This is a genomic window from Epibacterium ulvae (assembly GCF_900102795.1).
Classification (GTDB): domain Bacteria; phylum Pseudomonadota; class Alphaproteobacteria; order Rhodobacterales; family Rhodobacteraceae; genus Epibacterium; species Epibacterium ulvae.
Genome location: NZ_FMWG01000004.1, coordinates 97,307 through 118,521, shown reverse-complemented (window position 1 = coordinate 118,521; position 21,215 = coordinate 97,307). Strand labels below are relative to the sequence as shown.

Sequence of the window (21,215 nt, the reverse complement as noted above, 5' to 3'; positions counted from 1 at the left end):
CTATCCGAGTTCTGAGGGACCAGCAGCGCGAGAGGAGGAAGAGGCCGGTGTCAGCCTGCGCTGCAGCCACATCAGGAAATAATCACTGACAATCGCAAGCAGTGACACAAACAAAGCACCCGTAATCAGCTGACGTGGATCTGATTGCGAAATACCGCGTGCGATAAACACGCCAAGGCCACCCGCTCCGATATAGGCGGCAATGGCCGTAATGCCGATGTTCATGACCACCGCAATGCGAACTCCAGCCATAACCACCGGGATCGCCAAAGGAATTTCGACACGCCGCAACCGCTGGCTCGGCGTCATCCCCAACCCCCGCGCCGCCTCACGCAGAGCAGGATCAACATTAGAAATCGCCGTATAGGTGTTTCGAATAATTGGGAGCTGCGAATACAACAACACGGCAATCACCGCAGGCAGATAACCCACGCCCTGACCAATCAACGACAGGATCGGGATCATAAGACCAAACAACGCAATGGATGGAATGGTGATGATGATCGCGGCAACATAAAGCACAATGCTGGCCGCGCGTGCATTCAACGTGATCAGGATACCAATCGGAACACCCGTCAGAATGGCAAGCCCGATTGCAACACCCACAATGCTCACATGCTGAACAGTCCGTTCGGCGATCACGTCAAGATTTTGCCCAATGAAAACGAGTGTTTCCACAAAAATGTCCTTTTCAATTGATGATCACTTGTTCAGCACAACGAGGGTCTTAGGTTAGACACCAGCCTGAGAATATCTGCAGGCCTTCGCTTGTGGCTTTCCGTCACTAATTTTAGATCGCACGCCAGATAAACCAACTCAGGCAGCCCCACCACCCACCAGTATCTCTCCAATAGACCAAGTGAGAGCTATGCACTGCACGTGTCGCAAAACTGATTTTAAAGAAATTAATCTATAGGTTGAATAGCAAGAGGCGGCACCTTTTGAAGGTGCCGCCTCAGACGCTGTGCTTTATGTGTAAACTTCTTTAGCCGACACGCGGCCGCAGATGGCGCAGAAAACGTTTTTCAGCCGCTTTGAATGCGATTGTGATAAGAAAAACAATCGCCATATAAAACAGCATCGCTGTCACAAACCCTTCATACGCAAGGTAATATCGCCCGTTCAACCAGCGCCCCACCCCCAAAAGATCCTGAAGCGTGACTGTGCTGGCAATCACCGATCCGTGCAGAGTGAAAATCACCTCGTTGGAATAGGCAGGCAATGCCCGCCGAAAGGCGTTTGGCAATACAATCAGCCGTGTACGCAACCAAGGCGACATCCCCGCCGCGACAGAGGCTTCAATTTCACCCCGCGGGGTGGTCTCGATCGCGCCGCGCAGAAATTCTGTTGTATAGGCGGCAGTGTTCAGCGTGAAGGCGATCAACACACACCACCAAGGATCACTTAAAATGGGTGACCACAAAAAGCTCTCCCGAACGGCTTCAAACTGCCCCAGCCCAAAATAAAACAAATAGGTCTGCACCAACAAAGGCGTCCCGCGAAAGGCATAGGTATAAACCCAGATGATCGGGTTCAAAACACTGATCTTATTGGCACGGGCCAGCGCCATAGGAATGGCCATCAGCCCACCAATCAAAAGCGCAAGAAAGGTCAATTGCAAGGTGACAAGCGCACCCTCAAAAAATTTGTCGAGATTGTCATAAATCAAGACAAAATCCAGCGGCGATTGCGTTTCACTAAACGCACTTAAATACGCCCAAAAGCTCTGTTCAGCTTCCATAAATCACGCCTTTCTTGTGCCCGCGTTGTATTTCCGCTCAACCCAACGCAAAGCCAGATCCGACAGAGCTGTGATGACAAGATAAATCGCCAAGACCGCAATCATGAACGTGAAAAGCTTGTGGTTCGAACGCCCTGCAGAAAACGCGTTCCACACCAGATCGTGCAGCCCAATCACCGAAACAAGCGCCGTTGCCTTGACCAGCACCAACCAGTTGTTCGTAAAACTGGGCAGGGCATAGCGCACCATTTGTGGCCAAGTCACAAGCGTAAAGACCTGTCGGGCGGACATGCCAACAGATTTTGCGGCCTCAATCTGCCCAACCGGGATCGCAAGGATTGCGCCCCGGAAAGTCTCGGCCATATAGGCCCCAAAAATAAAGCCAAGCGTCAGAACCCCTGCAAAAAACTGGTTCACATCCACATAGCCCCAAAGGCCTGTTATATGTCCGATATCATTGATCAAAAGCTGACCGCCGAAAAAGATCAGCATCATCAGAACCAGTTCAGGCACACCGCGCACAAACATCGTATAAAACCCGCCCAGTCGGCGCAGAGCAACCGCTTCAGACAGCTGGGCAAAAGCCCCCAAAAGACCAAAGACAATCGAAAGGCACAACGACAGAACAGCCAGGGAGACTGTCACAATCGTTCCATCAATCAGAACTTGCCTATATTGAATAATTGTTTCCATACGACCGCCGCTCAAACAGGTTTCACACATCGCGAAAGGCTGCGAAGGCCGCACAGCCCCCGCAGCAAAACCGGCTTTATTTGCCGTAGATATCGATCTCGAAATATTTGTCGTTGATGGTTTTATAGGTGCCGTTTGCACGGATCGCCAAAATCGCTGCATTCAACTCAGCTGAAAGCCCATCTCCTTTGCGGACCGCAATCCCGGTGCCTTCTCCCAAGCAGGAAACATCGTCCAGATTTTCGCCCAAGAATGCAAAACCCGCGCCCTGATCGGTGTTCAAGAACCCATCCAGCGCCTGCAATGTATTGTTCAGCTGCATGTCCAAACGTCCCGCCACAAGATCTGCAAACACATCTTCCTGCGTATTATAAAGCTTCAAATCTGCCTCCGGGAAATGCTTTTCAACGTAACATTGCATCGTTGTTCCGCGCAAAAGACCAATCTTCAGCCCAGCTGTTCCCTCTTTGGTCAGATCAAAAGCGGCCCCCTCTTTGGCAATAAAGCGGGTCGGCGTATCATAGTATTTTTCAGTGAAATCGACCTTCTTCTTCCGGTCCTCTGTGATCGACATAGACGCAACGATTGCGTCATATTTGCGCGCCAAAAGCGCAGGGATCATACCGTCCCATTCCTGCTCAACCAGCTCACACTCACGGTTCAGCTCCGCACAAAGCGCTTGGGCAATCTCGATATCAAACCCCGACAAAGATCCATCCGCTTCTTTCTTTGAAAACGGAGGATAGGCGCCCTCAACCCCAATACGCAGGGTTTCTGCCGCAGCGATCCCACCTGTCATGAATGTAGCAACAGCAAAAGCTGAAGCCAAAAAGGTCTTTGTCAGTTTCATCTCTTTATCTCCCTGTGAGGAATTTATGGATTTAGGATGCGGCGTTGGGCACCGCTTTTAGTCGCGGGTATTCGCAAGAAAATCGTGGAAACGCTGGGTTTTTGGCGCTTCAAACATCTCATCAGGATGGCCTTGCTCCTCGATGAGCCCCTGATGCAGGAAAATCACCTTGTTTGAGACGTCGCGCGCAAACCCCATCTCGTGGGTCACAACAACCATGGTGCGGCCTTCTTCCGCCAGCGACCGGATGACCTTCAAAACCTCACCCACCAGTTCCGGGTCAAGCGCAGAGGTCGGTTCATCAAACAGCATCACCTCAGGGTCCATCGCAAGAGCACGGGCAATCGCCGCGCGCTGTTGCTGGCCTCCTGAAATATGGCTGGGATAATAATCGCGGCGCTCATACATGCCGACGCGCTCAAGCACGGCCTTTGCCTTTTCAATCGCCTCCGCTTTTGGCTGCTTCAGCACATGAACCGGTCCCGCAATGACATTTTCCAAAACGGTCATGTGGGACCACAGATTGAACGATTGAAAAACCATCGCCAACCGGGCGCGAATGCGTTCCACCTGACGTTTGTCTTTGGGGCGAAAGGCACCGTGTTTGTTGTGACCCAACTCGATTTCTTCACCATGCACGATGATCGATCCCGCATTGGGTGTTTCAAGCAGGTTGATGCATCTCAAAAAGGTGCTTTTGCCGGATCCAGACGAACCCAACATGGAAATCACATCCCCTTGTCGCGCCTCCAGCGACACGCCTTTCAACACCTCCAAAGAACCATAAGATTTGTGAAGATCGCGAACCTCAAGCGATAGGTTGGCATCGATATTTGTGTCAAATGCGGCCATGCGATGCTTTCTCAATTGTTGGGGTTAATCCGATGTCCAACAGGGTAGCGACGCTGATAATTTTAGAAAAACAGGAAAAACTGGCTCTCAGTGATGGTTTTCGCTACGCTGTATTCATGACAACATCTCTTCGCCATCTGAACGCTTTGCGCGCTTTCGAAGCGGCCGCACGATACGAAAGCATCTCCAAAGCTGCGGCTGAACTCAACGTCAGCCATTCGGTGGTCAGCCAGCATATCAAGAATTTGGAAGCCTGGTTCGACACCCGCCTTTTCCTGCGCACAGGCAATCGGATCACCCTCAGCGACGATGGCCGCTCTTTGTTGCCACGCGTCTCAGCAGGTCTGCAGACCTTAAAAGACGCTTGCGCAGACCTTCTCAGAACCACTCAAAAGGGCACGCTTGTGGTCAGCGCCGAACCTGCCCTCGCAGCGCTTTGGCTGCGCAAACATATCGCGGCCTTCTGTGATGAGTTTCCGAATATCGACATCGAATTACGCCCCGCTTGGCAGCCCCCGCAATTGGGCGAAGATCATGCCGATCTCATACTTCATTTTGAAACACGGCTGCCGCAGAAAGGTATTAAAAAACAGCGTCTTTTTCCAATTCAAGGCTATCCCGCCTGTGCCCCGGAGCTGGCAGAAAAATTGCCAAGACGCGATGGTCGCATCGATTGGGCAAACGCACCCCTTGTTCATGACAACGGGCGCGAGATCTGGCACAAATGGTATGCAACCCATGAACCCGAAAGCCAGACATGGGAAAAAGGGCGTGTCTATTCAGACCTGTTATTGGCCATTCACGCTGCAACCGATGCCGAGGGCATCATCCTCGCAGACGATACCCTCTGTGAACAAGCCATACGCAATGGCACCTTGCTGCGTTTGGATGATCGCGACATCCACTGTGTCTGGTATGCGATCGCAAGCCCCAAAACAGATCAGACCAAACCCGCAGCCAGCACCTTCACCGAATGGCTGCTGACACGGCATGCGCATCTGTCAGCAAACGCCCCATCAGCTCTTTTGTGATCTTGGCGGCGACCATTGCCGTGATATCAGCCGGGTCACGATGCGGGTTCAATTCCACCACATCCGCCCCAACTAGCTGGCCTTTGAAGCTGTGAACAATATTCAAAACGGCGCGCGTTGACAGGCCCCCTGGTTCATAATGGGACACGCCCGGCGCAAAGGCCGGGTCCAGAGCGTCCAAATCAAAAGACAGGTACACCGGCCCTTCAAAAGCAATCTCTGACACACCGCTAAGATCCCGCATCTCGTGTATCTCAACGCCAAAACGCTCAGCCTGCTCCCTTTGGTGCCCATTCAGAGTGCGAATACCAACTTGCACAAGCCTTTTGATCCTGCCACTTTCCATCAATCGCGCAAAAGGAGACGCATGGCTGAAAGGATTGCTCTGCATCTCATCATAGAGGTCCGGGTGGGCATCAATATGCAAAACATTCAAATCGCCGTAATGTTCCGCATGGGCTGCAATCACCGGAAAGGCGACCGAATGATCACCACCAAGGCACAGCAGCTGGTGCCCGTCCTTTAACGTCATCAAAACCGCATCATGGATCGCAGCAAAAGCCTCGCTACCACCTTTTGCGCCAAGATCCACATCCCCCAGATCCTGCCACAGGGTTTTATCCCCCAGATCAAATCCGGTTTCGGTCCACATATTAGCAGAGTCGCAAACAAACGCCTCCCGAATGCGCGCAGGACCCAAGGCGGGCCCTGTCATATAGCTGCTGTTATTGTCTTGCGGCAAACCCAGTAGTTTTATCATGATCGCACTCCTGCGTTAGCGCTCTGCACGCCCCAAAAGATCACGGGTGATGCGTTCAAAAATCGCTCCGCCTACGGGGATCAAATCATCGGGGAAATCATAGTCGGGGTTGTGCAATGCCGCATAGTCATCTCCGGGCCCAAGACATAGCATCGCTGCTTTGGCCCCCCAGCCAAAGACACCAAAATCCTCAGAAGCACGCATCGGCAAACCATAATCACCGCTCTCGACGTCGATAGCGGTCATCGCGCCAACCGCAATCTCCGTAGCCTCAGGATCATTGATCGAGGCTGCGAAGGCATCAAAAACCTCAAACGAAACATCAAGACCGTGTTTTTCCGCCTCAGCCATCGCCAAAGCGCGTGCATCTTGGTCAATCTGATCCATCGCGCTGTCCTGCGCCGTGCGTAAGGTGGCATAGATAACAGCCTCCCCCGGTGCCACGCCAAAGGTTGGCGCGCCAATTTGCGCATGAGTGATCGTTACCAAACGAAAATCATCATCCAAACGCCCCCCCTGCCCCAAACCATCCAGTGCAGGCACCAAAGCCGCTACGGCCTGCGCCGGGGAAACACCATCTTCAGGATCAGCCGCATGGGCTGTTTTACCGGTTAAGTTGATCTTTAAACCCTGAGACGCACAATTTACCAAACCGGTTTTGGTGGAAACATATCCAAATGGGCGCCCCGGTTCGATATGAATGGCAAAGGCCCAATCTGCTGCAATCTCTTGATAGGCCGGGTCCGCCACCACAGCTTTGGCCCCGCTGCCATCTTCTTCAGCGGGTTGGAACATCAAAACCACGCGCCCTTTTGCAACCGGCTCCCGCGCGATCTGACGCCCCAAGGCCAACAACATCGTCATATGCCCGTCATGGCCGCACAGATGGCCTTTGCCATCGATTTCAGATTTCCACGGGTTGTCTGATATTTCCTGAATAGGCAGCGCGTCCAATTCCGCGCGAAACAACACCGTTGGCCCCTCAACACCGCTGTCAAACACCGCCGCAACCCCATGGCCCCCAAGACCTTTTAAAACACGGTCTGGGTTCAAAGGTTTCAACGCCTCCACAATCGCAGCTGCGGTTTCAACCTCTTCACCTGACAGCTCAGGCCGTTTGTGAAGCGCGCGCCGAAACTCTGTCAGTTCAGCAATATCGGAATTTGTCAGCATTTTTTATCCTTTGATCACAAAATCTTAGGCAGGTGCCTTGGGTTCAGCACCACTATCGCATAAGCCGCGCAATGCGCAGCTTGCGAATAACTGTCGCTCAGCAATCGATTTTCCGTCAGTGACGCCGCGAAAATCAGGAAGACGGCAGCACCTTCAACGACAAGACCCCCAAAAGGATCAACCCAATCGACATCAGTCGCCAAATGCTTGCAGGTTCTGCAAGATAGAAAATACCAAACAGCACCGCCCCGGCGGTCCCGATCCCAGTCCAGATGGCATACCCGGTGCCCAAGGGAATATCGCGCAAGGCAATCGAAAGCAGGGTGACGCTGACGATCATACAAAATGCCGTCACCACAAGCGGCAAAGGTTTCGAGAACCCATCCACATATTTAAGCCCAACAGCCCAACCGATTTCAAAGACACCGGCCATCATCAAAATAAACCAAGCCATCTTCAGCTCTGTGCATCCGCGCAAAGATCCTCAACCAATCGGGTCATAAAATCCGCCCCTTTTGAGACCTGCTCCAAAGTGATGAATTCATTGGGTTGATGCGCCTGCGCGATATCGCCGGGGCCACAAACGACGGTGGGATATCCGCGCTGCTGAAACAGGCCAGCCTCGGTCAGAAAGCTCACCACACGTCCGGTCTGGGAAGACGACAAACGCCGGGCCAGTGCCACCGCGGCATTGTCTGGCTCCCCCATAAATCCGGGCACATGGAAGTCCAGATCAAGACTGATACCCGCTTCTGGCCGCACCGCCTTCATCGCGGCATCAAGCCGGGCAACTTCGGCTTCAAACGCCTTCATCAAAACGGTGTAGTCATCACCCGGCACAATGCGAAAATCGGTGATGAATTCACAATCTTTGGCCGTGATATTCAACGCTGTTCCACCGGAAATCACCCCGACATGAACGGTCGAGTAATGCGGATCAAAGGTCTTGTTAATCCCTTCTGGCGGGCGCGCGGCCGCCTTTTCGTTCACTTGATTGGCCCATTCAATCAGTCGTGCCGCCATCATAACCGCACTCACCCCTTTGTGCATGATAGAGGAATGCACCTCATATCCATGCACATGGACCCTGTAGCCAAATCCACCATTATGGGCGGTGACCAGATCCATGGATGTCGGCTCTCCCACAATCACCGCGCCGCCACGCGGCACACCATGCTTCTCCATGTGGTCCAGCATGACTGGCGCACCGGTCATGCCAACCTCTTCGTCAAAGCTCAGCGCGATTTGCAAAGGCCGTTTCAAATCCGCCTTCACCGCATGGGGAACCGTCGCCAGCGCAAGGGCGACAAACCCCTTCATATCACAGGTTCCGCGCCCAAACAGTTTGCCCTCTCGCTCGGTCAGTTGAAACGGATCGCTGTCCCAGTTCTGACCTGCGACCGGCACAACATCACTATGCCCCGACAGAACCACGGCGCCCTCAATGACAGGTCCGATATGGGCATAAAGCGCGTCCTTTGGCGCGCTGCCATGCGGCACCCGCACAGGGGCTACACCGTATGAGCGCAGATAAGCATCGACATAGTCCACCAGCGCTGTATTGCTGTCATCACTGACCGTTGGAAAGGCAATCAAACGGTCAAGAATGATTTGCGCCTGTGAATATATCTCTGCTTGCATCTGCATGGTTCAGCTCAACATCCCATATAGGTTGCGCGGGTCTTTTGGATCTGCAAGCATATCAAGATGCTCAAAGAAATCCGTTCCCTCGATCTTTGCACGAACATATTTTAACGCGCTGAAATCTTCGACCGCAAAGCCCACACTGTCAAAAAAGGTGATCTGGCGCGCATGGGTGCGCCCTTCGGCTTCACCCCGCATCACGCGCCACAGTTCCGTCACCGGATAATCCTCAGGCAATTGCTGAATATCACCCTCGACACGTGTTTGCGGTGGATATTCCACAAAAATCTCGGATCGACGCAAGACCGCTTCGGCCACCTCGGTCTTACCGGGGCAATCACCACCAATTGCGTTAATATGCACCCCATCGCCAACCATGTTATCGGTCAAGATGGTCGCATATTGCTTGTCTGCGGTGCAGGTGGTGATGATCTGTGCGCCCTCAATCGCCTCTTCAGCTGTTTTGCAGGACACCACATTCACTCCGGCTTTCTCCAGGTTTTCTGCACATTTCGCAGTTGCCGCCGGGTCGATATCATAAAGACGCACCGTCTCGATGCCGCACACAGCCTTGAAGGCCAGACATTGGAACTCTGATTGCGCGCCATTGCCAATCATCGCCATGGTTTTTGATCCCTTTGGCGCCAAATGACGTCCCACCAGCGCAGACATCGCAGCCGTGCGCAGCGCCGTCAGCAAGGTCATCTCTGTCAACAGTTTTGGATACCCGCTGTCCACCTCTGCCAATAAACCAAAGGCGGTAACGGTCTGCAGCCCCTCTTTGGTGTTCTTGGGATGACCATTTACATATTTAAACCCGTACATATCACCATCAGAGGTCGGCATCAGCTCGATCACACCCACATCTGAATGGCTCGCCACCCGCGGCGTCTTGTCAAACAGCTCCCAACGTTTGAAATCCGCTTCAATCGCATCGGCCAACTCCGACATAAAGACCTCAACCCCAATCGAATTGACCAGCTTGATCATATTTTCAACAGAGACAAAGGGCACATAGGCCAGTGGTGAGAATTTAAAGTCCATCGTATATCCTAGTTATTGAGTGAGTTTGATTACCGGATCTGACGATCACGACTGGCAGCGTTGCGATCCAAAATGAACATGACCGTGCCTGAAATCAGAATGGTCACGATCCCGATCTGCGCCAAAAAATCGGTTGTTTGTCCCCACAAAACAAAAGACCAGACAGCGGCGAACACCAGAAAGGAATATTCACAAACCGCGACAAAATCGGTTTCCCCTGCCCTGTAGGCCTGGGCAATCACCGACACAGCCACCGTTGCTCCAACCGCCTGGCCAAAGGTCAGTATCAGAAACTGCGCACTGATCCCCTCCCAGCCTCGGCTGAAAAATTGTTGTTGTTCAACAGGCAGCGGATAAAGCGTGAAAAAGCTCAACAGCCCCAGACTGGCCAGCCCCATGGTGACAAACACCCCCAGTGCCAGAACCGGCGCGCTTTCAGCTTCACAAAAGTGTTTGGTGAACAAGGCCCCCAGCCCATAAAGCGCCCCCGCAAGAAGCGGCAAGACAGACAGCGCCGTCAGATTGCTCAAATCAGGCTGCAACAACAGCAAGACACCAATAAACCCGGCCGCCATGGCCACCACACGACGGCGACCAATCCGCTTCCCTAGTCCCGTCACCGAAAACAACATCACCCAAATCGGCGCGCTGAACAGACCGGCACCGGCTTGTGAAACGGGCAACAATCCCAATGTGGCAAAATAAACCAGCAAAGCGCCCGCAACGGTCACGCTTCGCAAAATCAAAGCCCCGGGCTGGCGCGGTCTTAGGGAAATCCCAAAGAGCATCGCAACGATGACAATCATGGGCACCGCAAACAGCGTGCGAACCACCTGAAACTGCCAAAGCCCGGAAATCTCAGAAAGTGCCGCCACAAAATTATCTGAAAAGCTCAGGATGGCCGAGGCCAACAGGGCCAGAAAAGCGGCCGCCAGATTGGAATTTAAGATCGCCATAGGAACGCTCTGATCCGCAATGTGCTAAACAGCGCGTTTGGCTGCATAAGCATCCATCGCCTCAAGCGTTTCACTCAAGCTGCGCACACCGCCCGCTTGCAGATATTCCATCTGCGCCAATGCGGCATCATGCGCTTGGGTGCTGGATGCGGCCACACAATCTTCAATGGTCCGGCAAAAATAGTCACCCTGATGTCCATCCGCAAAGGTGTAATGCACACAGACATTGGTCAAACCGCCGACCATCAAAAGGGTTTCAACCTTCAACCCCTTCAGCAAAATTTCAAGATCCGTCCCATAAAACGCGGAATAGCGGCGTTTCTGGATCAGATAATCATCATCCCGAAATCCAGTTTCAGCACGCGCAATCCCCGTGTTTGGGGTGTTGTCCAAACAGTGCACATCCTCTTCCCCATCCAGTTCACGACCGAAATCGACCAGATTGGCCCGGTGGATTTCTTGAATAAAGATAACGGGAATGTCGCTTTCACGGGCTTTGTCGATGGCAATCCGGGCCTTGCGCAGCCGATCCGTGTGCCCCGGCATGTGATCGATACTGCGCTGATCATCATCAGCTCCAATGAAAATGCCGGCTTGAATATCAATCACCAGCAACGCAGCATTGCCTTCGATCAGATCTCGACGCACTTGGTTTGGATTGGCCATGCTCATATCCTCCGGTTAAGCTTTAAATTGCACGCAAATTATGCAATCTCGAAGAATTGAGATGACAAAATGTGCAAACTTCGGCCAAGCCTACGATTTAGCTAGACATTTCAAAATTAGATTTAACTTGCACTCAGCGAAGCTAAAACCTACGGTCGATCCATGTTCAACTCTCTTCGTCACCTAAACGCCCTGCGCGCATTTGAATCTGCGGCACGCAATCGCAGCATTGCAAAGGCCGCAGCAGAGCTGCACGTCAGCCACAGCGTCGTCAGCCAACATGTCAGAAACCTTGAAGATTGGCTGCAGGTTCCCCTGTTTGAACGGCACAGCAACCGAATTGAGTTGAGCGAAGACGGCAAACATCTGGAACCCCAGATCGCCTATGGATTGCAGATCCTCAGCGATGCCTGCGACAATATCCTGCGCCTGTCCCAATCTGGAACGGTCAACATCTCCGCCGAACCCGCAATTGCCTCTCGCTGGCTCAGGAAAAAAATCACCGATTTTTGCGAACAACACCCCAAAATCGAATGCAACCTACGGTCGGAATGGCGCACACCCTCTATTGACGAAGATCAGGTCGATCTCATTGTTCATTTCGAGGAACGGCTGTTAAGAAGCCGCACCGACAATGAACGCCTGTTCCCCATTGATGGCTTTCCTGCTGCAGCAAAGTTCAAAGTTCCAGAAGACTTTGTCGCCAATCACACCAAAGCTTTGGTAGATATCCCCCTGATCCACGACAATGGGCGCCACATCTGGCAACACTGGTTCACCGAATTTAATCAAGACAGCACGCGTTGGAACACCGGCAAGGTACATTCTGATCTGTCCCTTGCAATCGAAGCGGCCATTGATGGTGAAGGCATGGTGCTGGCAGACGCTATCATTTGCGCCCGCGAACTGGCATCAGGCCAATTGGTCAAAACAGACGAACGCACCATCCGGTGCACTTGGTATCGCGTCGCCATTGATGAAAACACACCTTCAAATTCTGCCTCTATCGTGCTGCGGGACTGGTTGATCGCGGAAGCGCAAAAAGAGAATTTTACAGCCTGACACTGCGCATCACCACATAGAAACGGTTTATCCACCGCTGAGCGAACGTTATTCGCGTTCCCTGATTTTTTGGGCTTGTGACACATTGATGAACAGATCTGACCTGCCTTGCAGGATCAATCTGAACATAACATCGACCACGCTCAAAAACCCGCGCCGCAATCCTTCCTGCGGATGCTTCACTTCGGGGCCCTTCGACGGGTTGGTCGCTCCAACTCGGGACACCGCTATGGGAACAGACACTCACTCCCCTCAAAAATCCAGCCAGGTCTGGATCAAGATGATCATAGGATCCTTTTTCGGGTTCGCGTTTTTTATGATCCCGTTCAAATGGGACGGCGAACTCACCATCCTGATCTCATTACTTCAGGAAAAAATCAGCGCCCCTGTCGAAGATCAGCTTCCGCTTGTCATCGTGGCGCTGATGGTGGTCTCCGCCCTTGGCTCTCTTCTGGGCACGCTCACCGGTGGGGCCGGTATGAACAAATATTTCAGATCCATATTCGTAACCTCATGGGCTTCTGTCCTGTTCCGCGCAGCCGCTGCGGTTTTATCCATCATGGCGTATTGGAAAATCGGTCACGAGGCGATCTGGAACGAATACACCGGCGAAATTATCATCATCTATCTGATGCCTTCGCTTTTGGTGATCTTCTTTCTCGCAACAACCCTATTGCCGCTTTTGCTGGATTTCGGCGGCGTCGAATTCATCGGCGTCTACCTGCAACCTCTGTTCAAACGGCTGTTTCGCCTACCAGGCCGGGCGTCCGTTTTGACCGCGACCTCGTGGATTGGCTCTGGCACCAATGGCATTATCGCTGCAGATATAGACTATAAAAAAGGCATGTATTCCGCACGCGAAGTCAGCATTCTGTGCCTTGGATTTGGCACCATTTCCATGCCCGCTGTCTTTATCTACAGCACCAGCATTGGCGGGTTGGATGTGGGCACATTCCTCTACTTTTTCTTTACCCTGTTTGTGGTTGGCGTGATTTCAACAATGGTCATCGCACGTGTTCCGCCCCTTTCGCTCAAATCTGACGACTTCTATCAGGGCCAGAAGAACCCGCTGCTGAACGAACAACAGGACGACAGTCAAACCAAACTGCAACAAGCCCGAGACATCGCGTACAAGAAGGCAGAGCAAGCCCCCGGTCTGGGCAAAATCCTGAAAGACGGTGTGCTCACAACCTTTGAACTTTACATGTCGGTCTTTCCCCTCATCGTGGTCATCGGCATTCTGGCGCTTGTCGCAACCGAATTCACGCCGATCTTCACCTTTATCGCAATTCCGGTAGAACCTTTGCTTTCTGCAATCGGAATGCCCGAAGCCAGCGAAGCCGCACCCGCCTTTCTAGTTGGCTTTGCAGATCTCTTGCTGCCTTTCCTCGCCGCAGAAAGCATTGACTCGCAACTGACCAAATTCGTGATCTGCATCACTGGTACAGTCACCGTCATCTGCATGAGCGAAACTGGCGCGATCTTGCTGAAATCAGCAATCCCGCTGCGGTTCATTGATCTGGTGTTGGTCTTTTTGCTGAAAACAGCGGTGGCCGTCCCGATCGCTCTCATCATGGGCAGACTTTACGGTCTGACCTAATCTGAAATATACCGCCAGCCTCATACAACAAAGGCTGGCGGCCCTAATCAGACGCGGCAAATGTGACAGCGGCCCCCCCTTGCCGGGATGACGTTTGGCAGGCATCAATAAACCTCATGCCCTCTAAACCATCTTCGATGCCCACCACCGTTTCACAGGCTTCGCCGCGCAGCACAGATGCGGCCTCGGCGTAGAGCGTAGCAAATGCTTCAAGGTAGCCCTCGGGGTGGCCATTCGGAACCCGCGTCACGGCCCGCGCCGCAGCATTTGCGCCCGCTCCGCCGCGCGTCAGGATCTGTCGCGGCGCGCCAAACTCTGTGTAGATCAGCTGATCAGGTCGCTCCTGGTGCCACTCCAGCGCGGCAGCCTCCCCATAGATCTTCAATGACAAATTGTTTTCATTGCCCACAGCCACCTGACTGGCCCACAGCTGGCCATAGGTCTCTCCCGCAAACGCCAGGGTCGCACGCACATCGTCGTCCACCGCGCGCCCGGGCACAAAACTGCGCAGCTGCGCCGAAACTGTTTCGGGCCTTAACCCTGTCACAAATCGCAGCAGATTATAGGCATGGCTGCCGATATCCCCAATGGCGCCGCCCCCTGACAGATCAGGATTGATGCGCCAGCTTGCCTGCTTGTGCGCGGGGTCCGTTGGCCGCGTCAGCCAATCCTGCAGGTATGCGACATCAATCAGACGCAACGCACCAAGCGCACCCTGTGCAATCATATCGCGGGCCTGCCGGACCATGGGGTATCCCGTATAATTATGGGTCAGAAAAAACGGGGTCTTTGTGCGCTTTGCAACCGCAGTCAAGGCCTCGGCCTGTTCCAATGTCGCTGTCATCGGCTTGTCACATATCACCGCGATCCCAGCCTCCAGAAAGGCCATCGCGATTTCACCATGCAAATGGTTCGGCGTCACAATAGACACCGCATCAATCCCACCCGCGCGCGCCGCCTCTGCTTTGGCCATCTCGCGAAAATCTGCATAGCTGCGCGCAGCTTCAACCCCAAGATCCCGCGCGGATTGATGCGCCCGTTCAGCATCTGACGAAAACGCACCCGCCACCAGATCAAAATGCCCATCCAGTCGCGCGGCAATGCGATGCACCTCCCCAATAAAGGCGCCCTCACCGCCCCCCACCATACCAAGCTGAAGCCGCCTCATGAAATCCCCATCATCTGGTGAAAGGTGGCGGCATCCATATCAGTGGCCGCAAAATCATCAAACGCTGTTGGTGTGACACGGATGATATGATCCTTGATAAATTGCGCCCCTTCGACCGCACCATCTTCGGGATGTTTCAAACAGCATTCCCACTCCAACACCGCCCAGCGATCATAGCCATGGGCGGCCAGCCGGGAAAACACGCCTTTGAAATCCACCTGCCCATCGCCAAGCGAGCGAAACCGCCCGGCGCGATTGGTCCAGGTTTCATAGCCGGAATACACCCCCTGCCGCCCGGTTGGGTTAAATTCAGCATCTTTGACGTGAAAGGCACTGATGCGGCTGTGATAGATATCGATGAACTCCAGATAGTCGAGCTGCTGCAGCACAAAATGCGAAGGATCATAATTGATCATACAGCGCGGGTGGTCCCCCACCGCCGCTAAAAACCGTTCAAACGTTGCGCCATCAAACACATCTTCGCCCGGATGCAGTTCAAACCCCACATCCACGCCTGCGGCATCATGGGCCTCCAAAATCGGCGTCCACCTGCGCGCAAGTTCCGCAAACGCCTCATCGATCAGCCCGGCCGGGCGCTGGGGCCAGGGGTAGAGATATGGAAACGCAAGCGAGCCGGTAAAGCTGACAGATCCTGACAGCCCCAGATTGGCAGAGGCCTTGGCCACCAGCATCAACTGCTCCGCAGCCCATTCCTGTTGCGCTTTTGGCTTACCCCGCAGCGCGACCGGCGCAAAAGCATCCATCTGCTGCGCATAGGCCGGGTGCACCGCCAGCAGCTGACCTTGGATGTGGCTGGAGAGTTCTGATATTTCAACGCCATGTACCGCGCAAATGCCCTTCACCTCATCACAATAGGTCTGGCTGCTTGCGGCGCGTTCCAAATCAAACACGCGCGCATCCCCGCTGGGGATCTGAACCGCCTTATATCCCAAATCAGCTGCCCATTTTACAATATTGGGCAGTGAATCAAACGGGGCAACATCCCCCAAAAACTGCGCCAAAAACAGGCCAGGGCCTTTCATCGTTTTCGCCATAACAGCCTCCTTTTCGGGTTACGCCAACAACTGCGCTGCAGCCTCGGGGCCAATCGGTTCAGGACGGTCACATCTGGTTGTCAGATCGATCACCTGCCCGGTTTCACCGGCCTGCAAGATAGCCGTCATCACCTCAACGACATGCAGTGCAAACTCCAACGAACAGCGATGCGCGCCCCCTTCGACCAAAGCGCGCGCCATATCCGCCAGACCTGCCCCACGATAATTTGCCTGTTCGGCATCATTTGGCACTGAAAACGGATGCGTCCATTGCGTCAGGTCACGCGCCTGATCCCGCGCAGTCACCCGCACCTCGCCGCCAAAAAAGTTGGGATCCGGCACAAAAACGGTCCCCTCAGACCCGTAAAGCTCCATCTTGGAATGGCCATGCGCATAGACATCCCAGCTGGCAATCAAGGTAATCACTGCACCACTATGGAATTCCAAAACCGCATGCAGGGTGGTTGGGGTGCCGACCCGGATCTCTTCGCCATTGCGCGGCCCGCAGGCAATCGTGCGCGTGGTGCGCGCAGATTTCGCAAACCCCGTCACCCGTTTCACCGGCCCAATCAGCTGCACCAGATTTGAAATGTAATACGGCCCGATATCCAGAACAGGGCCCGCTCCCGGTTGATAAAAGAAATCGGGATTGGGATGCCAATGCTCCATCCCAAAAGACTGCACCATGGCGGTGCCAGAGGTAATCTCACCCACCGTGCCCGCATCGATCAGGTTGCGCACAAATTGATGCGCGCCGCCCATAAACGTATCTGGCGCAGACCCGACCCGCAGGCCCTTTTCTGCTGCCAGCGTGGCCAATGCCCGCCCTTCCTCTACAGACAGCACAAAGGGTTTTTCGGAATAAACATGCTTGCCCGCGTTCAGAATGCTTTTCGACACTTCCGCATGGACCGCAGGAATTGTCAGATTGACCACCAGATCAATATCCGCACTGGCCAGCAGCCCTTCAACAGTATCCGCCCGCACGCCAAATTCTTTTGCCCGCGCTTCCGCCGCACTTGCATCGATGTCAGCGACAGTGGTGATCTTGTAGCCGTTAAACATAGGCGCAAGCCGCAGATAGGCCGCTGAAATATTTCCACATCCAATCAGACCAACATTCAAATCAGCCATGGTCTCCTCCTAAAATTGATGAAAGCGCCGCGGCCGAAGTCACCGCATACCGTATTGGATCACTTGGGTTATCATGTTCCAAAACCAGATCCGCATCCGGACAAAGCCTTTGACAGGTTGCAATCAATGCGGCCCAATCTAGGGTGCCTGCCCCCAGATCTGCCCAACCGTCTTCGTCCAGATTTTCACCCTCTGCAGCGATGTCTTTGATGTGGAATGCCTGTATTTGACCCGCATATCGATTGAGCCAAAGCACAGGATCCGCACCTGAGCGCAGCAACCACCCCAGATCCACCTCCCAATGTAACGAAGGCTCCGCCTCTAACATCACCTCCATGGGGATGGAGCCATCCGCCAGCGGCACAAATTCAAAATCGTGATTGTGCCAGCCGTAGATCACCCCATATGGCGCAAGCGCCTGCGCGCACGCCACCAGTTTACCTGCAAACGCCGCATACCCTTCTTTTGTGGTGGGACGCTCCGCTTCATCCAGATAAGGCGCAAAGGCTTTTTTGATCCCAAGCGTTTGCGTCAGCGCAACAACAGATTCAACGCCCCCCTCAAACAGCTGCACACCCAGATGCGCCGTCGGCATCGTAATCCCCGCCGCATCCATTGCCCTGCGGTAGCTTTCAGGCTCTGCAAAAACGCCGCCATACCCTTCCACTTGGGTGATCCCCATCTCGGCCAGCTGCTGCAGCAGGGCGAGCTGATCAGGAACCGCGCGAAGTGAATAAAGTTGAATAGAAAATGACATCCGAAATCCCCTTATATCTATGGTTCAAAGCCGCATCTCGCTGGTGGCATCAAACAGATGCGCCTGCGCAGCGTTAAACCCCAATTTGATCCGATCACCGGATTTGATCTTACTTTGCCCCTCGGTGCGAACGCGCATCTGCTGGCCCGCAGAGTGCACCCATAACAATGTGTCAGATCCCATGGGTTCAACGATATCGACCAAGGCCTCAGTCTGAACTGTGGCCCCCTCACAAGCCTGACCCAGTAAAATATGCTCAGGACGTATGCCCATCCATGCTGCTCCCCCGGTGACAGGGCGTTCAAAGCCATAGCCCGCAAGACCCGTGTTGATCCCATTCGCCACGAAACCGGGGGTGTCACCGGTCACGATTTCCCCCTTGAACAGGTTCATCGCTGGAGAGCCGATAAAATCCGCCACATATTTATTGCAGGGCTTCAAATAGATCTCTTCCGGACTATCAAGCTGCTGCACAATCCCATCTTTCATGATGGCAATGCGGTCTGCCAGCGTCATCGCTTCCACCTGATCATGGGTGACATAGATCATTGTATTGCCAAGCTGCTGATGAAGACGCTTCAACTCGACCCGCAGGTCCGTGCGCAATTTTGCATCCAGATTGGACAGAGGTTCATCAAACAAAAACACATCGACATCACGCACCAAAGCGCGCCCAATGGCCACGCGCTGTCGCTGCCCCCCTGACAAAGCGGCTGGTTTACGTTTCAAAAGCGGTTCGATCTGCAAAATCTTTGCTGCCCGCGCCACCCGTTCCTGAATTTCTGCGCGCGCCATCTTCTGGTTCTTCAGACCAAAGGACAGGTTCCCCTCAACCGTCATCTGCGGATAAAGCGCATATGATTGGAACACCATGCCGATGCCGCGTTCGCTTGGCTCTGCCCAGGTGACATTGCGCCCGGAAATATGGATCTGACCGGCGGAAATATCCAACAGGCCTGCGATGCAATTCAACAAGGTTGACTTGCCACAGCCCGATGCCCCCAACAGGACAAGAAATTCGCCTTGCTCAATCTCAAGGTTCAGATTTTTCAGCACATTTATCGCGCCAAAATTCAGATCCAGATTGCGAATGGATACAGAAGTCATGGATTAGCCTTTCACCGCGCCTGCAGCAATGCCGCGCACAAACAGTTTGCCAGAAGCGAAGTAGATGATCAGCGGCACAAGCCCCGTCAGCAGGGTTGCCGCCATATTGACGTTATATTCTTTGACGCCCTGCACCGAATTCACGATGTTGTTCAGCTGCACAGTCATCGGATAGATTTCCGGCTTGGTGTAGATCACGCCAAACAGGAAATCGTTCCAGATCCCTGTGACCTGCAAAATAATCGCCACCACAAAAATCGGCAGGGACATGGGCACCATGATCCGAAAGTAAATGCCCCAAAATCCCGCCCCGTCCACGCGCGCAGCCTTAAACAATTCATCAGGCAATGAGGCAAAATAGTTGCGAAACAGCAAGGTCAGGATGGGCATGCCAAAAATCGTATGCACAAAGACAAGCCCGCTCAACGATCCCATGATCCGCACCTTGCCAAAGGGCTCCAGCCCCAACAGTTCCAGCGCCGGGTTTGCCGATTGCGCAATCGGCGTGACAAGATCACCGGCTTCACGCAGCAAAATCACAATCGGGTAAATCATCACCTGATAGGGAATGAAGGCGCCAAAAATCAAAATCGTGAAAAAGGTCTCAGACCCTTTAAAACGCCAATTCGTCAGCGCATAGCCCGACACCGAGGCCACGCCGATAGACACGAGCACCGAAGGGATCAAAATTCGCACAGAATTCCAGAATCCCCGGCTTAACCCATCACAATTGATGCCGGTGCAGGCCTCAGACCAGGCCTTCACCCAAGGTTCAAACGTCACCTCCATCGGTGGGCTGAACAGATGGCCCATACGGATTTCAGGCATGCCCTTTAACGAGGTCACAACCATCACATAAAGCGGCAGTAGGTAATACAGGCTCACCAGCAGCAAAATGCCATACAGCATGATGTTTGCCCGGCTCAGCCGTACGCGCGGCTTTGGCCCCGAAGGTTCCATCGGCAGATCAACCACGGCGCGATCCTCCCAATTGCAGGTAGATATAAGGGATCAACACCACCAGAACCGATACCAGCATCATGGTGGAGGCCGCAAAACCCTGACCCAGATTTTGCGCTTCAAACATCTTCTCAATAACGTATTTCGCGGGCACCTCTGATGCGATCCCCGGCCCGCCAGAGGTCTGCGCCACCACAAGGTCATAGACCTTGATAATCCCCGACGCGATCATCACCAATGCGGTGATAAACACAGGTTTCATCATCGGGATCACGATAAAAATATAGGTCTTCCAGGCGGGGATCCCATCCACACGCGCCGCCTTCCAGATCTCTTGATCAATGCCGCGCAGCCCCGCCAGCATAATCACCATAATAAATCCGGATCCCTGCCAGATCCCGGCAATCAAAATACCATAGATCACAATCTGCCCATTGTTCAGGGGATCAAAGGCAAAGCGCTCCCAGCCCAAAGACTGCACAATCGACTGGATCCCAAATTCAGGGTTTAAAATCCACTGCCAGACCAGCCCGGTCACGATAAAGCTCAACGCAAAAGGGTATAGGATGATGGTGCGGAATATGTTTTCACCGCGGATTTTACGATCCAGAAGCGCCGCCAAGGTAAAGCCAATCACAAGGCTCAACACGAGCGTGCAGGCTCCGTAGATCACCAGATTTTCAATCGAAACCAGCCATCTCCGGGTGCTCCACAAACGTTCATACTGATCCAGCCCCACCCATTTTTCCGGCGCCGGCAGCAATCTGGATTTGGTGAACGAATGATAGATGGTCCACAGCGTACACCCGATGAAAATAACCAAAGCGGTAAAAATCATCGGCAGCGCTGCAACTTTGGCATTTAAGTTGCGAAACAGACGAATGGGCTTTTTCGCACCGCGATCCTGCCTGTGCATAGCTTCTGTCTCTGTCGAGATGAGCGACATATATTCAGCCTTCATG

Annotated in this window: 22 protein-coding genes; 3 read left to right on the top strand and 19 right to left on the bottom strand. The window is 53.5% G+C overall.

Features of this window, described 5'->3' with window-relative positions:
- The 5 genes from BLP79_RS07635 to BLP79_RS07615 form a co-directional block, all read right to left on the bottom strand.
- Entirely contained in the window at positions 1 to 678 is a 678-nt protein-coding gene (locus tag BLP79_RS07635) for an ABC transporter permease (RefSeq protein ID WP_090217827.1), read from the bottom strand.
- Between the two features lie 307 nt (positions 679 to 985).
- Positions 986 to 1,741 carry an ABC transporter permease gene (locus BLP79_RS07630; protein ID WP_090217825.1) on the bottom strand — a complete coding sequence of 252 codons (756 nt, stop codon included), beginning with the start codon at positions 1,739 to 1,741 and terminating at the stop codon, positions 986 to 988.
- A gap of 3 nt (positions 1,742 to 1,744) precedes the next feature.
- The gene (locus BLP79_RS07625) at positions 1,745 to 2,434 is read right to left on the bottom strand and encodes an ABC transporter permease (protein ID WP_090218235.1); all 690 of its coding nucleotides are present in this window, start codon (positions 2,432 to 2,434) and stop codon (positions 1,745 to 1,747) included.
- Between the two features lie 76 nt (positions 2,435 to 2,510).
- Positions 2,511 to 3,284 carry a transporter substrate-binding domain-containing protein gene (locus tag BLP79_RS07620; protein ID WP_170830463.1) on the bottom strand — a complete coding sequence of 258 codons (774 nt, stop codon included), beginning with the start codon at positions 3,282 to 3,284 and terminating at the stop codon, positions 2,511 to 2,513.
- A gap of 57 nt (positions 3,285 to 3,341) precedes the next feature.
- The gene (locus BLP79_RS07615) at positions 3,342 to 4,136 is read right to left on the bottom strand and encodes an ABC transporter ATP-binding protein (protein WP_090217824.1); all 795 of its coding nucleotides are present in this window, start codon (positions 4,134 to 4,136) and stop codon (positions 3,342 to 3,344) included.
- A gap of 116 nt (positions 4,137 to 4,252) precedes the next feature.
- Here BLP79_RS07615 and BLP79_RS07610 point away from each other — a divergent pair, with 116 nt between their 5' ends.
- Complete coding sequence (locus tag BLP79_RS07610; protein WP_170830462.1) at positions 4,253 to 5,167, top strand: LysR family transcriptional regulator; 915 nt, start codon at positions 4,253 to 4,255, stop codon at positions 5,165 to 5,167.
- Here the strand turns inward: BLP79_RS07610 and speB are convergent.
- The 7 genes from speB to BLP79_RS07575 form a co-directional block, all read right to left on the bottom strand.
- The gene (gene speB / locus BLP79_RS07605; protein ID WP_090217821.1) at positions 5,103 to 5,927 is read right to left on the bottom strand and encodes an agmatinase; all 825 of its coding nucleotides are present in this window, start codon (positions 5,925 to 5,927) and stop codon (positions 5,103 to 5,105) included. The two genes, BLP79_RS07610 and speB, sit on opposite strands and share 65 nt — an antisense overlap.
- 15 nt (positions 5,928 to 5,942) lie before the next feature.
- Positions 5,943 to 7,100, bottom strand: a complete 1,158-nt coding sequence (locus BLP79_RS07600) for an amidohydrolase (protein WP_090217819.1) — start codon at positions 7,098 to 7,100, stop codon at positions 5,943 to 5,945.
- A 133-nt stretch (positions 7,101 to 7,233) separates the two neighbouring features.
- Positions 7,234 to 7,554 carry a DMT family transporter gene (locus tag BLP79_RS07595; protein ID WP_090217818.1) on the bottom strand — a complete coding sequence of 107 codons (321 nt, stop codon included), beginning with the start codon at positions 7,552 to 7,554 and terminating at the stop codon, positions 7,234 to 7,236.
- A 2-nt stretch (positions 7,555 to 7,556) separates the two neighbouring features.
- The gene (gene argE / locus BLP79_RS07590) at positions 7,557 to 8,747 is read right to left on the bottom strand and encodes an acetylornithine deacetylase (RefSeq protein ID WP_232716392.1); all 1,191 of its coding nucleotides are present in this window, start codon (positions 8,745 to 8,747) and stop codon (positions 7,557 to 7,559) included.
- Between the two features lie 3 nt (positions 8,748 to 8,750).
- Positions 8,751 to 9,788 carry an ornithine cyclodeaminase gene (locus tag BLP79_RS07585; RefSeq protein WP_090217816.1) on the bottom strand — a complete coding sequence of 346 codons (1,038 nt, stop codon included), beginning with the start codon at positions 9,786 to 9,788 and terminating at the stop codon, positions 8,751 to 8,753.
- Positions 9,789 to 9,817: 29 nt separating this feature from the next.
- Positions 9,818 to 10,744 carry a DMT family transporter gene (locus tag BLP79_RS07580; RefSeq protein ID WP_090217814.1) on the bottom strand — a complete coding sequence of 309 codons (927 nt, stop codon included), beginning with the start codon at positions 10,742 to 10,744 and terminating at the stop codon, positions 9,818 to 9,820.
- Positions 10,745 to 10,768: 24 nt separating this feature from the next.
- Positions 10,769 to 11,410 (bottom strand): cysteine hydrolase family protein, encoded by a 642-nt coding sequence (locus BLP79_RS07575; protein ID WP_090217813.1) that lies wholly within the window; start codon positions 11,408 to 11,410, stop codon positions 10,769 to 10,771.
- A 162-nt stretch (positions 11,411 to 11,572) separates the two neighbouring features.
- Here BLP79_RS07575 and BLP79_RS07570 point away from each other — a divergent pair, with 162 nt between their 5' ends.
- Together BLP79_RS07570 and BLP79_RS07565 are read left to right on the top strand one after the other, a co-directional pair.
- A complete protein-coding gene (locus BLP79_RS07570) occupies positions 11,573 to 12,472 on the top strand; it encodes a LysR family transcriptional regulator (RefSeq protein ID WP_090217811.1) in 900 nt (299 codons plus the stop codon).
- A gap of 229 nt (positions 12,473 to 12,701) precedes the next feature.
- Positions 12,702 to 14,072, top strand: a complete 1,371-nt coding sequence (locus BLP79_RS07565) for a YjiH family protein (RefSeq protein WP_090217809.1) — start codon at positions 12,702 to 12,704, stop codon at positions 14,070 to 14,072.
- 43 nt (positions 14,073 to 14,115) lie between these two features.
- Here the strand turns inward: BLP79_RS07565 and BLP79_RS07560 are convergent, their stop codons facing one another.
- Genes BLP79_RS07560 through BLP79_RS07530 form a run of 7 tightly spaced genes read right to left on the bottom strand, consistent with a single transcriptional unit; the run spans position 14,116 to position 21,199 of the window.
- Entirely contained in the window at positions 14,116 to 15,240 is a 1,125-nt protein-coding gene (locus BLP79_RS07560) for a Gfo/Idh/MocA family protein (RefSeq protein WP_090217808.1), read from the bottom strand.
- Positions 15,237 to 16,295 (bottom strand): sugar phosphate isomerase/epimerase family protein, encoded by a 1,059-nt coding sequence (locus BLP79_RS07555; RefSeq protein ID WP_090217806.1) that lies wholly within the window; start codon positions 16,293 to 16,295, stop codon positions 15,237 to 15,239. Before BLP79_RS07555 ends, BLP79_RS07560 begins: the two co-directional genes overlap by 4 nt.
- 18 nt (positions 16,296 to 16,313) lie before the next feature.
- Positions 16,314 to 17,429, bottom strand: a complete 1,116-nt coding sequence (locus BLP79_RS07550; RefSeq protein WP_090217805.1) for a Gfo/Idh/MocA family protein — start codon at positions 17,427 to 17,429, stop codon at positions 16,314 to 16,316.
- Positions 17,422 to 18,186 (bottom strand): sugar phosphate isomerase/epimerase family protein, encoded by a 765-nt coding sequence (locus BLP79_RS07545; RefSeq protein WP_090217803.1) that lies wholly within the window; start codon positions 18,184 to 18,186, stop codon positions 17,422 to 17,424. The genes BLP79_RS07550 and BLP79_RS07545 overlap by 8 nt, the downstream gene beginning before the upstream one ends.
- 24 nt (positions 18,187 to 18,210) lie before the next feature.
- Entirely contained in the window at positions 18,211 to 19,293 is a 1,083-nt protein-coding gene (locus BLP79_RS07540; protein WP_090217802.1) for an ABC transporter ATP-binding protein, read from the bottom strand.
- Positions 19,294 to 19,296: 3 nt separating this feature from the next.
- Entirely contained in the window at positions 19,297 to 20,253 is a 957-nt protein-coding gene (locus BLP79_RS07535) for a carbohydrate ABC transporter permease (RefSeq protein WP_090218229.1), read from the bottom strand.
- A gap of 7 nt (positions 20,254 to 20,260) precedes the next feature.
- Positions 20,261 to 21,199 (bottom strand): carbohydrate ABC transporter permease, encoded by a 939-nt coding sequence (locus tag BLP79_RS07530; protein WP_232716390.1) that lies wholly within the window; start codon positions 21,197 to 21,199, stop codon positions 20,261 to 20,263.
- Between the last annotated feature and the right edge of the window lie 16 nt (positions 21,200 to 21,215).

Coding starts and splice junctions, on each gene's coding strand:
- BLP79_RS07630 (WP_090217825.1), bottom strand. CDS start 1,741: ATGGAAGCTGAACAGAGCTTTTGGGCGTATTTAAGTGCGTTTAGTGAA.
- BLP79_RS07625 (WP_090218235.1), bottom strand. CDS start 2,434: ATGGAAACAATTATTCAATATAGGCAAGTTCTGATTGATGGAACGATT.
- BLP79_RS07620 (WP_170830463.1), bottom strand. CDS start 3,284: ATGAAACTGACAAAGACCTTTTTGGCTTCAGCTTTTGCTGTTGCTACA.
- BLP79_RS07615 (WP_090217824.1), bottom strand. CDS start 4,136: ATGGCCGCATTTGACACAAATATCGATGCCAACCTATCGCTTGAGGTT.
- BLP79_RS07610 (WP_170830462.1), top strand. CDS start 4,253: ATGACAACATCTCTTCGCCATCTGAACGCTTTGCGCGCTTTCGAAGCG.
- speB (WP_090217821.1), bottom strand. CDS start 5,927: ATGATAAAACTACTGGGTTTGCCGCAAGACAATAACAGCAGCTATATG.
- BLP79_RS07600 (WP_090217819.1), bottom strand. CDS start 7,100: ATGCTGACAAATTCCGATATTGCTGAACTGACAGAGTTTCGGCGCGCG.
- BLP79_RS07595 (WP_090217818.1), bottom strand. CDS start 7,554: ATGGCTTGGTTTATTTTGATGATGGCCGGTGTCTTTGAAATCGGTTGG.
- argE (WP_232716392.1), bottom strand. CDS start 8,747: ATGCAGATGCAAGCAGAGATATATTCACAGGCGCAAATCATTCTTGAC.
- BLP79_RS07585 (WP_090217816.1), bottom strand. CDS start 9,788: ATGGACTTTAAATTCTCACCACTGGCCTATGTGCCCTTTGTCTCTGTT.
- BLP79_RS07580 (WP_090217814.1), bottom strand. CDS start 10,744: ATGGCGATCTTAAATTCCAATCTGGCGGCCGCTTTTCTGGCCCTGTTG.
- BLP79_RS07575 (WP_090217813.1), bottom strand. CDS start 11,410: ATGGCCAATCCAAACCAAGTGCGTCGAGATCTGATCGAAGGCAATGCT.
- BLP79_RS07570 (WP_090217811.1), top strand. CDS start 11,573: ATGTTCAACTCTCTTCGTCACCTAAACGCCCTGCGCGCATTTGAATCT.
- BLP79_RS07565 (WP_090217809.1), top strand. CDS start 12,702: ATGGGAACAGACACTCACTCCCCTCAAAAATCCAGCCAGGTCTGGATC.
- BLP79_RS07560 (WP_090217808.1), bottom strand. CDS start 15,240: ATGAGGCGGCTTCAGCTTGGTATGGTGGGGGGCGGTGAGGGCGCCTTT.
- BLP79_RS07555 (WP_090217806.1), bottom strand. CDS start 16,295: ATGGCGAAAACGATGAAAGGCCCTGGCCTGTTTTTGGCGCAGTTTTTG.
- BLP79_RS07550 (WP_090217805.1), bottom strand. CDS start 17,429: ATGGCTGATTTGAATGTTGGTCTGATTGGATGTGGAAATATTTCAGCG.
- BLP79_RS07545 (WP_090217803.1), bottom strand. CDS start 18,186: ATGTCATTTTCTATTCAACTTTATTCACTTCGCGCGGTTCCTGATCAG.
- BLP79_RS07540 (WP_090217802.1), bottom strand. CDS start 19,293: ATGACTTCTGTATCCATTCGCAATCTGGATCTGAATTTTGGCGCGATA.
- BLP79_RS07535 (WP_090218229.1), bottom strand. CDS start 20,253: ATGGAACCTTCGGGGCCAAAGCCGCGCGTACGGCTGAGCCGGGCAAAC.
- BLP79_RS07530 (WP_232716390.1), bottom strand. CDS start 21,199: ATGTCGCTCATCTCGACAGAGACAGAAGCTATGCACAGGCAGGATCGC.